The sequence below is a fragment of the Avibacterium sp. 21-595 genome, assembly GCF_023611905.1.
In the GTDB taxonomy this organism is placed as follows: domain Bacteria; phylum Pseudomonadota; class Gammaproteobacteria; order Enterobacterales; family Pasteurellaceae; genus Avibacterium.
In genome coordinates, this window is record NZ_CP091455.1 from 570,574 (window position 1) to 583,670 (window position 13,097).

At 40.1% G+C, this 13,097-nt stretch carries 16 protein-coding genes; 14 read left to right on the forward strand and 2 right to left on the reverse strand.

Features of this window, described 5'->3' with window-relative positions; translation table 11 throughout:
- The first annotated feature begins 65 nt into the window (after positions 1 to 65).
- The 4 genes from L4F92_RS02725 (at position 66) to hflC (ending at position 3,300) form a co-directional block, all read left to right on the forward strand.
- On the forward strand, positions 66 to 329 hold the full coding sequence (locus L4F92_RS02725) for a DUF5339 family protein (RefSeq protein ID WP_250350899.1): 264 nt from the start codon (positions 66 to 68) through the stop codon (positions 327 to 329).
- 30 nt (positions 330 to 359) lie between these two features.
- Positions 360 to 1,097 carry a 4'-phosphopantetheinyl transferase family protein gene (locus L4F92_RS02730; RefSeq protein WP_250364122.1) on the forward strand — a complete coding sequence of 246 codons (738 nt, stop codon included), beginning with the start codon at positions 360 to 362 and terminating at the stop codon, positions 1,095 to 1,097.
- 95 nt (positions 1,098 to 1,192) lie between these two features.
- A complete protein-coding gene (hflK, locus tag L4F92_RS02735; protein WP_250364123.1) occupies positions 1,193 to 2,413 on the forward strand; it encodes an FtsH protease activity modulator HflK in 1,221 nt (406 codons plus the stop codon).
- Complete coding sequence (gene hflC, locus L4F92_RS02740; protein WP_250364124.1) at positions 2,413 to 3,300, forward strand: protease modulator HflC; 888 nt, start codon at positions 2,413 to 2,415, stop codon at positions 3,298 to 3,300. The genes hflK and hflC overlap by 1 nt, the downstream gene beginning before the upstream one ends.
- A 62-nt stretch (positions 3,301 to 3,362) precedes the next feature.
- Here hflC and yjgA read toward each other — a convergent pair whose 3' ends face one another.
- Positions 3,363 to 3,896, reverse strand: coding sequence for a ribosome biogenesis factor YjgA (gene yjgA / locus L4F92_RS02745; RefSeq protein ID WP_250364125.1), 534 nt, complete (start codon positions 3,894 to 3,896; stop codon positions 3,363 to 3,365).
- A gap of 119 nt (positions 3,897 to 4,015) precedes the next feature.
- Here yjgA and pmbA point away from each other — a divergent pair, with 119 nt between their 5' ends.
- Positions 4,016 to 5,365: a metalloprotease PmbA gene (gene pmbA / locus L4F92_RS02750; RefSeq protein WP_250364126.1), complete on the forward strand. Its 1,350-nt coding sequence runs from the start codon at positions 4,016 to 4,018 to the stop codon at positions 5,363 to 5,365.
- Positions 5,366 to 5,608: 243 nt separating this feature from the next.
- Positions 5,609 to 6,151, forward strand: coding sequence for a hypoxanthine phosphoribosyltransferase (gene hpt / locus L4F92_RS02755; RefSeq protein WP_250364127.1), 543 nt, complete (start codon positions 5,609 to 5,611; stop codon positions 6,149 to 6,151).
- A 63-nt stretch (positions 6,152 to 6,214) separates the two neighbouring features.
- Here the strand turns inward: hpt and L4F92_RS02760 are convergent, their stop codons facing one another.
- Positions 6,215 to 6,520: a DUF5339 domain-containing protein gene (locus tag L4F92_RS02760; protein ID WP_250351602.1), complete on the reverse strand. Its 306-nt coding sequence runs from the start codon at positions 6,518 to 6,520 to the stop codon at positions 6,215 to 6,217.
- 427 nt (positions 6,521 to 6,947) lie between these two features.
- Between L4F92_RS02760 and L4F92_RS02765 the strand changes: the two genes are divergently transcribed.
- The 8 genes from L4F92_RS02765 to tolA all read left to right on the forward strand — a co-directional run bounded on the left by L4F92_RS02765 (position 6,948) and on the right by tolA (position 13,081).
- The gene (locus L4F92_RS02765; RefSeq protein WP_250364128.1) at positions 6,948 to 8,513 is read left to right on the forward strand and encodes a cytochrome ubiquinol oxidase subunit I; all 1,566 of its coding nucleotides are present in this window, start codon (positions 6,948 to 6,950) and stop codon (positions 8,511 to 8,513) included.
- Positions 8,514 to 8,527: 14 nt separating this feature from the next.
- Positions 8,528 to 9,664 (forward strand): cytochrome d ubiquinol oxidase subunit II, encoded by a 1,137-nt coding sequence (gene cydB, locus L4F92_RS02770; RefSeq protein ID WP_250364129.1) that lies wholly within the window; start codon positions 8,528 to 8,530, stop codon positions 9,662 to 9,664.
- Between the two features lie 11 nt (positions 9,665 to 9,675).
- A complete protein-coding gene (locus L4F92_RS02775) occupies positions 9,676 to 9,774 on the forward strand; it encodes a cytochrome bd oxidase small subunit, CydX/CbdX family (RefSeq protein ID WP_103853713.1) in 99 nt (32 codons plus the stop codon).
- Between the two features lie 4 nt (positions 9,775 to 9,778).
- Positions 9,779 to 10,081, forward strand: coding sequence for a cyd operon protein YbgE (ybgE, locus tag L4F92_RS02780; RefSeq protein ID WP_250364130.1), 303 nt, complete (start codon positions 9,779 to 9,781; stop codon positions 10,079 to 10,081).
- Between the two features lie 170 nt (positions 10,082 to 10,251).
- Positions 10,252 to 10,650: a tol-pal system-associated acyl-CoA thioesterase gene (ybgC, locus tag L4F92_RS02785; RefSeq protein ID WP_250350889.1), complete on the forward strand. Its 399-nt coding sequence runs from the start codon at positions 10,252 to 10,254 to the stop codon at positions 10,648 to 10,650.
- A 44-nt stretch (positions 10,651 to 10,694) separates the two neighbouring features.
- Positions 10,695 to 11,378, forward strand: a complete 684-nt coding sequence (gene tolQ / locus L4F92_RS02790) for a protein TolQ (protein ID WP_250350888.1) — start codon at positions 10,695 to 10,697, stop codon at positions 11,376 to 11,378.
- A 49-nt stretch (positions 11,379 to 11,427) separates the two neighbouring features.
- Positions 11,428 to 11,850 carry a colicin uptake protein TolR gene (gene tolR, locus L4F92_RS02795; RefSeq protein ID WP_250351601.1) on the forward strand — a complete coding sequence of 141 codons (423 nt, stop codon included), beginning with the start codon at positions 11,428 to 11,430 and terminating at the stop codon, positions 11,848 to 11,850.
- A 16-nt stretch (positions 11,851 to 11,866) separates the two neighbouring features.
- Positions 11,867 to 13,081, forward strand: a complete 1,215-nt coding sequence (gene tolA / locus L4F92_RS02800) for a cell envelope integrity protein TolA (RefSeq protein WP_250364131.1) — start codon at positions 11,867 to 11,869, stop codon at positions 13,079 to 13,081.
- Positions 13,082 to 13,097: the final 16 nt, after the last annotated feature.

The window sequence follows — 13,097 nt, forward strand, 5'->3', positions numbered from 1 at the left end:
GTTAGAATAGAAGCGTTGTCTCAAATGCGGCAACGCTTATTTTTTGACTTATAAAAAGGAATGGTATGAAAAAATTTATTGTCGTTATCAGCTTATTGCTATCTGCGTGTAGTTCAGTATTGAATATCAGTCAATCGGATAAATTAGTGAACAGTTGCCAAACCTATTTCAATATTTTAGATGAGAATGTTGCTACCTCCACCTTACCTGCGGAAACATTGCAGGCATTGCAACAAGATTTTGCGCAATATCGCAAAGCATTTACTCAACTTTCTGCCGAGAAACAAGCGCAATTCTGCCGTGCGCGTTTAGCACGTTTTCAGCATTAATTTTCTTTCCCTGCGTAACAAGGAGCATCAATGAGCATTTTTATTGCGTGGGGAAATATTCATCAGTCTTATCCTTTCGAGCAAATTCCAACAGCATTACTCACGCCCAAATTGCGTCAAACACCGCCTGAACAACCGCGTTTGCTGCAACGTTATCGTTGCCGTTGGGTGGCGCATTTTTTACTATGGCAATTATTAAAAAAAGCAAAAATTTCCACCGCACTTTTATCTCAGATTGCTTACAGCCAAAGCCTGCGTCCTTATTTTCCTGACCCCACGATTGATTTTAATATTAGCCATTCGGGAGATTGGGTGGCGGTGATGCTAAGCGTGAATGAAAAAGCAAGCCAAAAGCAAAGTGCGGTAGGAATTGATATTGAATTTCCGCAAAAAGCCCGAGATTATGCTGCCTTGCTTGGCTATTTTGCCTCTGAACAAGAACAGCAATGGTTTGCCAAACAGCCTGATAAAAAAAACGCCTTTTATCGTATTTGGTGTTTGCGCGAAGCACTGCTGAAATCTCAAGGGGTTGGCATTGTAAAATTGTCTGAAGTGGATCACCAAGCAGATGATTTGCAATTATTTTCTGCGCATTGCCCACAAGGGGAAGCCATATTTACGCAAGAATTGCCCTTTTATTTGGCCGTTTTTGCTAATGAAGTCCTTACAACAGCACATTATTTTTATTGGAGTGATGAAGGCTTAATTCCCACTGAATTAAGGCAAAAAATTTGCTATAAAGTGAACCGCACTTTAACGGATTTTTGACGGCTTAAGGGGAAGGGAAAGCAGGCAATCCGCCCTAGACTTCACCTATTATTTTGTTTAGACTTGTAACAATTTTTTGACAAATGGAGAAAAGAATGTCCTTTAATGGTTCAGATCAAGATCCTTGGGGAAAACCAGGGAGTAACCCAAATCAATCGGATAACAAATCCGATCCAAATAACCAATGGGATAAGCGCAATAAGCAGGAACAATCCCCACCTGATCTTGAAGAAGTCTTTAGTAATTTATTGAAAAAACTCGGTGGTGGCCAAAATGGTGGCAACCATAATGGCGGCGGCAAAGGCCTGTCATTCGGCTTAGGTAAATTGTTACCTGTTGCCGCGGTGATTGGTGCGATTGTTTGGGGCGTGAGTGGGTTTTATACCGTGAAAGAAGCGGAACGAGGTGTTGTGCTACGCTTTGGCGAATTGGAAAAAATCGTCCAACCGGGTTTGAACTGGAAACCGACTTTCGTGGATAAAGTCATTCCCGTCAATGTAGAACAAGTGAAAGAATTGAAAACTCAAGGTGCAATGCTTACCCGCGATGAAAATATGGTGAAAGTAGAAATGACCGTACAATATCGCGTGAGTGATCCAGCGAAATATTTATTCAGCGTGACCAATGCTGACGATAGCCTAAACCAAGCTACCGACAGTGCCTTGCGTTATGTGATCGGACATATGTCAATGGATGATATTTTAACCACAGGGCGTTCAATTGTGCGTGAAGACACTTGGAAAGCCTTAAATGGCATTATTCAGCCTTATGATATGGGACTAGAAGTGCTTGATGTAAACTTCCAATCAGCCCGTCCGCCAGAAGAAGTCAAAGCGGCGTTTGATGATGCGATCAAAGCACAAGAAGATGAACAGCGCTACATTCGTGAAGCTGAAGCTTATGCCCGTGAGCAAGAGCCTATCGCACGTGGTAATGCACAACGTATTATCGAAGAAGCTACTGCCTATAAAGATCAAGTGGTGTTAAATGCGCAAGGGGAAGTAGAACGTTTCCAGCGTCTCTTACCTGAATTTAAAGCAGCACCGCAATTATTGCGTGATCGCTTATATATTCAAACGATGGAAAAAGTGATGGCAAACACGCCGAAAGTCTTGCTAGATAGCAACAATAATTTAAGTGTGTTACCGTTGGATAAAATTTTATCGCAAAAAAATAGCGAAAAAAGCACCGCACCTAATTCATCAAATTCACAAAGTGCGGTGAAAAATCAGGAAATTTATTCCGATACTCGCCGTTTTTCCAACAGTGAGAACGATCAACAATCATCTGAAAACCGCCAAGGGAGATTTAACTAATGCGTAAAATTTTAACCCCTATTTTACTGGTATTGCTCGCGGTGATTTATTCTAGCCTTGTGATTGTTGATGAAGGCACGCGTGGCATTATGTTGCGTTTCGGCAAGGTTCATCGTGATTCAGACAATAAAGTGGTTGTCTATGAACCGGGTTTACATTTCAAAATCCCCTTTATTGATTCAATGAAAGTGTTAGATGCCCGCATTCGCACCCTTGATGGTGCGCCAGATCGCTTTGTTACCGTTGAGAAAAAGGATCTCTTAGTGGATTCTTATGTGAAATGGCGAATCAGTGATTTTGGCCGTTTCTTCACCGCAACAGGTGGCGGCGATTATACTCAAGCGTCCAATTTATTACGCCGTAAAGTGAATGACCGTTTACGCTCTGAAGTGGGTTCACGCACCATTAAAGACATTGTGTCAGGGACACGCGGCGAATTAATGGTTGGAGCACGCAAAGCCTTGAATACAGGGCAAGATAGCACCTCAGAATTAGGGATTGAAGTGGTTGATGTACGAGTAAAACAAATCAATCTCCCTGATGAAGTGTCTTCATCAATTTACCAGCGTATGCGTGCAGAGCGTGATGCAGTAGCCCGTGAGCATCGTTCACAAGGTAAAGAAAAAGCCGCATTTATCCAAGCCGATGTGGATCGTAAAGTTACGGTAATTCTGGCCACCGCCAATAAAACGGCACAAGAATTGCGCGGTAACGGTGATGCCGCCGCCGCTAAACTCTATGCCGATGCCTTTGCGCAAGAACCTGAGTTTTACAGCTTTGTGCGTAGTATGAAAGCCTACGAAAAAAGTTTTGCAGAATCAAACAATATGCTGATTCTCAAACCAGACAGCGACTTCTTCCGCTTTATGCAAGCGCCGAAGAAATAGGTAAGTAACATTCGAAACTAAAATGGCACATTAACGTGCCATTTTTATTGAGATATTCGAAATTATTCTTCAATCGCTAATGCTTTCAAGTATTGAAAGAGTTCACGATAGGCTTTTGGTGGTTTGTTTTGTGCTTTTTCTTTTTGGGCGGCACGGATTAAGTTACGCAAATGCTGGCGATCCGCATTAGGATAATCATTCAGGACGTCGCCTAATACTTCATCCCCTTTGATAATAAGTTCATCACGCAATAATTCTAATTTGTGCAGTAAGGCTTGTTGGTGGTTGTGCTTATTTTCTATTTTATCCAACGCTTCTTGAATAGCCGTGGTATCAATCTGGCGTAGCAGTTTGCCAATATATTGTAATTGGCGACGCTTGGCTTCTTTTTGTAAACGTTGGGCAAGTTCAATCGCATCAAGAATATTTTCTTCCAGTGGTATTTTTTCCAAGTTTGTTTTAGTCAGATTAACTAATTTTTCACCAAGCTGTTTTAACGCTTCTGCGTCGCGTTTTATTTCACTTTTACTTACCCAAATAATCTCTTCTTGTTCGTCATCTTCCCAATCAAATTGTTCTTTCTTACGTTTTGCCATAAGGGTTTCCTAAATCGAAATGCATTAAATAGCCGTTAGTGTAGCATAATTTCGTCTAAATTAGCGAGATAAGGGAAAATGGGATAAAATACGGCAAATTTTGATAAGAGGTTAAAAAAATGCAACAAAATTCCACCGCACTTTTAAAACAGCAAGAGCAAGAATTACGTGAGGCTGTAAGTTATGCCATTGATATTGCAACAAAAGCTGGGGCTAGTGCTGAAGTCGCTGTGACCAAAGTGAATGGGCTTTCTGTTTCCACGCGTTTGCAAGAAATTGAAAATGTGGAATTTAATAATGATGGCGCATTAGGCATTTCGGTTTATTTAGGACAACAAAAAGGCAACGCTTCCACTTCGGATTTAAGCCCTGTGGCAATAAAAAATGCCGTGGAGGCAGCACTTGCCATTGCGAAATATACCTCACCTGATGATTGTGCCGGTTTGGCTGATCGCGATTTAATGGCGTTTGAGGCACCAGATTTATCTCTTTATCATCCTGCTGAAATTGATGTGGATCAGGCGGCTGCGTTAGCGTTACAGGTGGAAAAAACGGCGTTAGATTATGATGAACGCATTGTAAATAGTGAAGGAGCCGCTTTTAATTCTCATACAGGTGTGCGAGTTTATGGTAATAGTTATGGAATGTTACAAAGCTATTTGTCTAGCCGTTATTCCCTTTCTTGTTCAATGATCGCCGCTGACAATGATCAGCTTGAGCGTGATTACGAATATACGGTTTCGCGTTATCCCGATAAATTAGAAAATCCCGCTTGGGTGGGTGAAAATGCGGCGAAAAAAGCCTTATCACGCCTCAATCCGCAAAAAATTGCGACTCAAGAAGTGCCAGTGATCTTTCTAAATGATGTCGCCACAGGGCTGATTAGCCATTTAACGGCGGCGATTAGTGGTGGCAGTTTATATCGCAAAGCGAGCTTTTTGTTAGATGCTTTAAGAAAACCTATTTTGCCAGATTGGTTTCACATTAGTGAGCGCCCACATTTAATCGGCAAATTGGCCTCCTCTCCTTTTGATAGTGAGGGGGTGCGAACCCGAGATAGGGAAATCATTGAGCAAGGTATTTTGCAAACCTATTTATTAACCAGTTACAGTGGACGAAAACTTGGTATGCAAAGTACAGGACACGCTGGCGGTATTCATAATTGGCAAGTAACCCCGAATTTGCAAGGTGGTTTACCCGCACTCTTGAAAGAAATGGGAACAGGCTTACTTGTTACGGATTTAATGGGGCAAGGGGTAAATTTAGTCACGGGTGATTACTCTCGTGGTGCATCAGGTTTTTGGGTTGAAAAGGGGGAAATTCAGTATCCTGTGGCAGAAATTACTATTGCTGGCTTGCTCCCTGAAATGTTTAAGCAAATTATCGCAGTGGCAGATGATGTGGAACACCGCTCTAATATTCAAACAGGGTCGATTTTGTTAGAAAGAATGAAAGTATCAGGAAATTAATTTACAAATGAGAATTATTCTTATTGACATTGTTTTTTAGTTTGTTAAAATGCCCCTGTTTGTTAAGTATTGTTATTAAAAATGATCATTCATTTTTAAGATGCTCCAAACAAGTAGAGTAGAAAGTAAATTCGTTAGGGTATTTAAAAGGCTGAGACTTATATCTCGGCCTTTTTTTTGCTACAATTTCGCCGTTTTTAACTCGATCATTTGTGCCATTGGGTGCTTAAAGGTAAATTAATAATGAAAAAACACTATGTAGATGTGATGATTTCGGAACAAGATGTGCGTACTAGAATTGGTGAATTGGGGCGCGAGATTACTCAATATTACCATCAGCAACAAGTGGAAAAGTTGATTGTGGTTGGTTTGCTACGTGGCTCATTTATGTTTATGGCTGATTTGGTACGTGAAATTGATTTACCTGTGGAAGTAGAATTTATGACCACGACAAGCTATGGTAGTGGAATGACAACCAATCACGATGTGAAAATTAGCAAGGATCTTGATGGCGATATTCGTAACGAACAGGTTCTCATTGTAGAAGATATTATTGATACCGGTTACACCCTGCAAAAAGTGCGTGAAATGCTAAAACTGCGTGATCCTGCGTCATTACGTATCTGTACGCTATTGGATAAACCTTCACGCCGTGAAGTGGAAGTGCCAGTAGATTGGGTGGGGTTCACTATTCCTGATGAGTTTGTTGTGGGCTATGGCATTGATTATGCACAACGTTATCGGAATTTGGGCTATATTGGCAAAGTGGTTTTGCAGGAAGAATAAACGGCTATCTGAGATAACATAAAAGGCTTGTTTTGTAACAAGCCTTTTTAATTATTAATGTTATTAAAGTGTATTTTGTTGTTTAGAGGCAAGTCTCGCTAGTGCCGCATCACAACTTTTCATTTGGGTTGCAAGTTCCATTTCAAGGATCTGCTTTTTACTTTGATTTAGTTTACTCTTAATTTTATTCAACTGAGTGTGTGTACCTGGTTGTTTTTCCGCTTCAGCAATGAGGTTTTCTGTTTCTTTGAAGAGTTTAGCGCATTGCTGAGGGAGGATATTTTTTTCTGTTTGTTGTGGCGCTGCTGAAATTGAAACGCTCATCAATGCGGTTACAGCCAGTGTTGCTACCAACATCATTCCCTTCATTATTTTCATTAAAACTCCCTTATTTTCAAATCTGTAAACATATAATAAAAAATGAGCTTTGCGAAAGTTAGCAAAATCTGGGAGGAAAGTCTAGTTATTCATCGTTTTTTATTCTATTTTGCGAGGCAACACACAATTCTTGTTGTAAAAATGTTAAGAGAAACTATAATTTGAACCCTGTCAAAAAAACGCATACTTTCTATGGGTTTATTTTTGATGTAAATCTAAAAAATGTGATCGGTGTTACATTATTTGCTATTTTTTATCCACACTTTTAGTAGTAGAATACATACCGATCTTGAGTTATCTGGATAGTTACTGTTGAAGATAATTCAATTAATTGAGCTTAAGGGCAATCCTTTAAGAAATTGGGGTGGTTACAAAGTAATCATTAATGAAGAACTTGTAGCATTTACAAGGAGTTGAGATGTTAGACGTTGTTGAACTCTCTAGATTGCAGTTTGCTTTAACTGCGTTATATCACTTTTTGTTTGTGCCATTAACGTTAGGTTTATCTTTTGTTCTGGTAATAATGGAAACCTTATACGTGGCAACAGGCAAAGAAGTTTACAAAGATATGACAAAATTCTGGGGTAAGTTATTTGGTATTAACTTTGCTCTTGGGGTAACAACTGGTATTACAATGGAATTCCAGTTTGGGACTAACTGGTCATATTATTCCCACTATGTAGGCGATATTTTTGGTGCGCCATTGGCAATTGAAGCACTCTTAGCCTTCTTCTTAGAATCCACGTTTGTCGGATTATTTTTCTTTGGCTGGGATCGTTTATCAAAAGGTAAGCATTTACTTGCAACTTACTGTGTTGCCTTTGGTTCTAACCTCTCTGCAATGTGGATCTTAGTAGCAAATGGTTGGATGCAATCTCCTGTTGGTTCAGAATTTAATTTTGAAACAATGCGAATGGAAATGACCAGCTTTATGGAACTTTGGTTGAACCCTGTTGCACAAAGTAAATTCTTACATACTTTATCAGCTGGCTATGTATCTGGTGCATTCTTTGTGTTAGCTATTAGCGCCTATTACATCTTAAAAGGTCGTGATATTGGCTTTGCGAAGCGTTCTTTCTCTGTCGCATCGGTATTCGGTATGATTGCTGTTGTGTCGGTGTTAATTATGGGTGATGAATCTGGTTATGAAATTGGTCAAAAACAACCAATGAAATTAGCTGCGATGGAAGGGGAATGGCATACTGAACCGGCTCCAGCAAGTTGGAATGCGATTGTTATTCCAAATCAAGCTGAAAAACGCAATGATTTTGCCTTACAAATTCCTTATGCCGCTGGAATTATCGTAACCCGCTCTTTTGATAAAACCTTTGCAGGGATCAATGACATCGTTGAGAAAAATGAACAACGTGTACGCCAAGGTATGATCGCTTATGATTTACTTGAGAAATTAAGAGCAGAGAAAAAGGCGACAGGCCAAGTTAATGAAGAAACCAAAGCACAATTCAATGCTGTACGTAATGATTTAGGCTATGGCTTATTGTTAAAACGTTATACAGATAAAGTGGTTGATGCGACAGAAGAACAAATCAAACAAGCTGTTGCAGATACAGTGCCAAAAGTTGGGCCAACGTTCTGGTCATTCCGTGTAATGATGGCATCAGGCGGTTTAATTCTCCTTCTAATGCTTGCCGCTGTCGTACAAAACGTACGTAAAACCGTTGGCCGTAGCCCATTATTGTTAAAAGCCATATTATGGGGACTTCCATTACCGTGGTTTGCAATTGAAAGTGGGTGGTTTTTAGCGGAATACGGTCGTCAGCCTTGGGCAGTTTATGATATGTTACCAGTTGGTGTAGCGGCCTCGAATTTGACTAAAGGCGATCTTTGGTTCTCAATTGGTTTAATTTGCGCACTTTACACAATCTTCTTAGTAGTAGAAATGTATTTAATGTTTAAATATGCTCGTCTTGGTCCGAGTGCATTAAAAACAGGTCGTTACTATTTTGAACAATCATCTAAATAAGCAGGAGCCTAACTATGATTGATTACGAATTTCTACGTTTTGCTTGGTGGGTTCTCGTTGGTGTATTACTGATTGGTTTCGTAGTAACCGATGGATTTGATATGGGCGTTTTAACCCTTCTTCCTTTTGCGGGTAAAAAAGAAGTGGAAAAACGTATTATGATCAACTCAATCGCTCCCCACTGGGACGGAAACCAAGTGTGGTTATTAACGGCTGGCGGCGCAATGTTTGCGGCTTGGCCAATTGTTTATGCAACCTCATTTTCTGGTTTCTTTATTGCAATGATTTTAGTATTAGCCGCATTATTCTTCCGCCCAGTTGGATTAGAATATCGCGCGAAAATTGATAATCCTGTATGGCGTAAGGCTTGGGATTGGGGCTTATTCATTGGTGGATTTGTGCCATCCGTTGTATTTGGTGTGGCTTTTGGTAACTTGTTGCAAGGCGTACCATTCTACTTCAATGATATGCAACAAATTTTCTACACTGGATCATTCTTTGAATTATTAAACCCATTTGCATTACTTTGTGGTTTAATCAGCTTGTCAATGCTTATTACCCAAGGTGGAGCGTGGTTACAATTAAAAACCACTTCTGAATTGCGTGAGCGTGCAAGAGTGATTACCCAAGTGGGTGCAATGGTAACCTTAATTACCTTTGTGTTAGCAGGGGTATGGTTGTACTTTAAAGACGGCTATGTGGTAACCAGTGTGATTGATCACAATGCCCCATCATCGCCATTGAATAAACAGGTTGCGGTTGAGGCAAGTGCTTGGTTTAAAAATTATTTTGATGCTCCAGTATTGTTCATCTTCCCTGCTCTAGCAGTAGGTGGTGCATTATTAAATGTATTGGCATCGAAAGCAAACCGTTGTGGATTTGCCTTCTTATTCTCATCATTAACTATGGCTGGTGTGATCTTAACTTGTGGTGTAGCAATGTTCCCATTTGTAATGCCATCAAGCTCTCACCCTGATATGAGCCTATTAATGTGGGATTCCACATCAAGCGAATTAACCTTAACCTTAATGTTTGGTTTTGCATTAGTGTTTGTGGTGATCTTATTGTCTTATACCATTTGGTCATATATCAAAATGTTTGGTCGTTTGGACAGTGATTTCATCGAAGACAACAAAAACTCATTATACTAAGGAGCGAAATTATGTTTTATGTTTTATGGGTAGTGGGTGTCTTGTTTGCCATAATGCTAAGTGCAGTGATCACCATTGGCATTGAAAAAACAGGTAAGTTTGACGAGTAAGTCAATGATTAATAAAGCGTATCATTTAGTAAATAAGGGCTCTTGGCGAGCCCTTTCGTTGATCTTGGCTATCGCATTAACCCTCTGTTTTTTCTTTAATATCAATGGATTTGTCACACAATTAAGAACGACAGCACCTATTTGGGTAATGTTTATTTTGTGGGCAACGGTTATTTTATGGATTCACGGCATTGGGTTTGAAATTCGGGCGACCATTTGGAAACTTTTATTTTTTCCTTATATTGGTTATGTCGTCGGAATTGTTGCTTTAATCTACAATTTCCTTTTGCCAGCTTTCTCTCATTAATTAAAGTGCGGTGTTTTTTTGCCAAATTTTTTTATATTAACAAATAAAGTAAAAATCTTTTTAATTTGCACCGCACTTTATTTCTTGCTAATCCTGATTAAGCTCTCTACAATACGCGCAATTTTCTGTATTAAAAAAGAACGATTAAACAAACTCAGGTTTGCCCATATATGCAAAGATTTTCTTTACCCGTACGCGTTTATTATGAAGATACCGATGCTGGTGGTGTTGTTTACCACGCTCGCTATCTGCATTTTTTTGAGCGAGCCAGAACCGATTATCTACGTGCATTAGGGTTTTCTCAACAGACATTGCTTGAGGAACATAATTTAGCCTTTGTTGTCAAAACAATGCAGATTGATTATCGTCTTGCTGCAAAGCTAGATGATTTATTAACAGTGGAAACAGAAGTAAGTGCGATTAAAGGCGCAACAATTTTGTTTTTGCAGCAAATAAAACGCAATGATGTACTGATTTGCAGCGCTGAAGTCAAAGTAGCGTGTGTAGATCTCACAAAAATGAAACCCGCTGCGATTCCTCAGGAAATTAAAGCAGCATTTAAAGTGTAAATAGGCACTCACCTATTTTTATTCTCTTTCTTGGAGCGAGATAAATGACCAGTGAATTGAACTTTTTGGAATTATTTTTAAAAGCCAGTATTGTGGTTCAAATTGTAATTGTAATATTGATTGCATTTTCTATTATGTCTTGGGCAATCATTATTCAACGTAGCCGTATATTGACAAAAGCGTTAAAAGATTCAACAACCTTTGAAGATCGCTTTTGGTCTGGTGAAGAATTAAATAAATTATATGACGGATTATCTAATCGCCGCGATGGACTAACAGGCAGCGAACAAATTTTCTATGTAGGGTTTAAAGAGTTTTCTCGCTTAAAACAAGCGAATCCAGATGCGCCAGAAGCCATTATTCAAGGTAGCACCCGTGCAATGAATTTAGCAATGAACCGTGAAATTGAAGATGTGGAAACACGTGTTCCATTTTTGGCAACCGTCGCATCAATCAGTCCATATATCGGCTTATTTGGTACGGTTTGGGGAATTATGCACGCCTTTATGGCATTAAGTGGTGCAAAACAAGCGACCTTACAAATGGTCGCACCGGGCATCGCCGAAGCCTTGATTGCAACAGCAATTGGTTTATTTGCTGCTATTCCTGCGGTGATGGCGTATAACCGTTTAAGTTTACGCGTGAATAAACTTGAGCAAAATTATGGTAACTTTATTGATGAATTTACTACCATCTTGCATCGTCAAGTTTTTGGTCGTCATCAATAGTCTGTCGCACAAAGTGCGGTAATTTTTAGTAAAGTTTTTAGAGGCAATGATGTCTTATCGTCGTAAACGTCGTGATATAAAATCTGAAATCAATATAGTGCCATTTTTAGATGTGTTATTAGTGCTGTTGCTTATTTTTATGGCAACAGCGCCGATTATTTCACAAAGTGTGCAAGTGGAATTACCTGATGCGGTAGAAAGTCAATCCGTGTCTAATGAGGATAAAGTCCCCGTTATTTTAGAAGTCTCGGGTATTGGGCAATATAGCCTTTCCATTGGTGGCGAACGCAGTGAAAACCTCACAGAAGAAATGGTTACCCAAATGGCTAAACAAGAATATGACAAAGACAGCAACACAATGTTCTTGGTTGGCGGAGCAAAAGATGTGCCTTATGAAGAAGTGATTAAAGCACTCAATTTACTGCATCTAGCAGGGATAAAATCTGTTGGATTAATGACAAACCCAATTTAAGGTAAGTAGGTCTATTGTGCGTAATAATCAACGAAATAACGGAATTGGCGCATTTGCCATTTCAATTATTCTGCACATTATTCTATTTGGCTTGTTAATTCTTGGCTCTCTTTATTACAAAGTGGAAATAATGGGGGGCGGTGAAGGTGATGGCGATGTCATCAGTGCTGTTATGGTCGATACGGGATCTGCCGCACAGGAATGGGGACGTTTGCAACAACAGAAAAAAGGTCAGGTGGATAAACCCACTCAACCACAGCAAAAAGAGCCTGATCCACAAGAGCAAAAACAAGCACAACTAGAAGAACAAAAGCGTCAGCAAGAATTGGAACGCCAAAAGCAGCTTGAAAAACAGCGTGAGCAAGAGCGTCAAAGACAGCTTGAACTGAAAAAGCAGCAAGAACAGCTGGCTGAACAACAAAGACAACGCGAAGAACAAGCACGCATTGCATTAGAAAAGCAGAAGCAACTAGAAGCTAAAGCGAAACAAGAAGCGGAAGCGGCAAAGCTGAAAGCCGAGGCTGAAGCAAAACGTTTAGCGGCACAAGCTAAAAAAGCGGAAGAAGAAGCAAAAGCAAAAGCCGCTGAGCAAGTCAAAAAAGCGAAGGAACAAGCCGAAAAAGAGGCAAAGTTAAAAGCGGAAAAAGCGGCGGCTGAGGCTAAAGCAAAAGCAGATGCAGAGCAAAAAGCGAAAGCCGAAAAGGCAAAGGCTGATGCTGCGGCTAAAGCGAAAGCAGACGCTGATGCTAAAGCAAAAGCGGAGGCTAAGGCAAAAGCAGATAAAGCTAAAGCAGAAGCAAAAGCCAAAGCGGAAGCAGATAAACGTCGCGCACAACAATCTGCACTAGATGACTTCATCAATGGCGGTGATATTGGTGGCGGCAGTGCTAAAGTGGGTGGCAATGCCAATAAAAAAGGAAGTCAAGGTAATGGAGCGGGTTTAGGTGCTGGTGATGGCGGTAAGACAGGCGATCGCTATGCAGGCGTAATTAAGAAAGAAATTCAGCGCCGTTTCTTAAAAGATCCGAGTTTTGCCGGTAAAACCTGCCGTATTAAGATCCAGTTAGAGCGTGATGGGACTATTTCAAATTATCAACGGATTTCAGGTCCTGATGATATTTGTTCTGCAGCAATGAGTGCGGTGGCGAGAACTAAAAGAGTGCCAGCTGCACCATCAGATGCAATTTATAATAAATATAGAACGCCAATCATTGATTTTGATCTAAAATGATCGGCGACTAGGTCAA

What these genes read in the sequence shown, in the direction of transcription:
- pmbA (WP_250364126.1), top strand. Translation starts at nt 4,016, where the DNA reads ATGCAACAAAATTCCACCGCACTTTTAAAACAGCAAGAGCAAGAATTA.
- hflK (WP_250364123.1), top strand. Translation starts at nt 1,193, where the DNA reads ATGTCCTTTAATGGTTCAGATCAAGATCCTTGGGGAAAACCAGGGAGT.
- hpt (WP_250364127.1), top strand. Translation starts at nt 5,609, where the DNA reads ATGAAAAAACACTATGTAGATGTGATGATTTCGGAACAAGATGTGCGT.
- L4F92_RS02760 (WP_250351602.1), bottom strand. Translation starts at nt 6,520, where the DNA reads ATGAAGGGAATGATGTTGGTAGCAACACTGGCTGTAACCGCATTGATG.
- yjgA (WP_250364125.1), bottom strand. Translation starts at nt 3,896, where the DNA reads ATGGCAAAACGTAAGAAAGAACAATTTGATTGGGAAGATGACGAACAA.
- L4F92_RS02775 (WP_103853713.1), top strand. Translation starts at nt 9,676, where the DNA reads ATGTTTTATGTTTTATGGGTAGTGGGTGTCTTGTTTGCCATAATGCTA.
- cydB (WP_250364129.1), top strand. Translation starts at nt 8,528, where the DNA reads ATGATTGATTACGAATTTCTACGTTTTGCTTGGTGGGTTCTCGTTGGT.
- ybgE (WP_250364130.1), top strand. Translation starts at nt 9,779, where the DNA reads ATGATTAATAAAGCGTATCATTTAGTAAATAAGGGCTCTTGGCGAGCC.
- L4F92_RS02725 (WP_250350899.1), top strand. Translation starts at nt 66, where the DNA reads ATGAAAAAATTTATTGTCGTTATCAGCTTATTGCTATCTGCGTGTAGT.
- ybgC (WP_250350889.1), top strand. Translation starts at nt 10,252, where the DNA reads ATGCAAAGATTTTCTTTACCCGTACGCGTTTATTATGAAGATACCGAT.
- tolR (WP_250351601.1), top strand. Translation starts at nt 11,428, where the DNA reads ATGTCTTATCGTCGTAAACGTCGTGATATAAAATCTGAAATCAATATA.
- L4F92_RS02765 (WP_250364128.1), top strand. Translation starts at nt 6,948, where the DNA reads ATGTTAGACGTTGTTGAACTCTCTAGATTGCAGTTTGCTTTAACTGCG.
- L4F92_RS02730 (WP_250364122.1), top strand. Translation starts at nt 360, where the DNA reads ATGAGCATTTTTATTGCGTGGGGAAATATTCATCAGTCTTATCCTTTC.
- hflC (WP_250364124.1), top strand. Translation starts at nt 2,413, where the DNA reads ATGCGTAAAATTTTAACCCCTATTTTACTGGTATTGCTCGCGGTGATT.
- tolQ (WP_250350888.1), top strand. Translation starts at nt 10,695, where the DNA reads ATGACCAGTGAATTGAACTTTTTGGAATTATTTTTAAAAGCCAGTATT.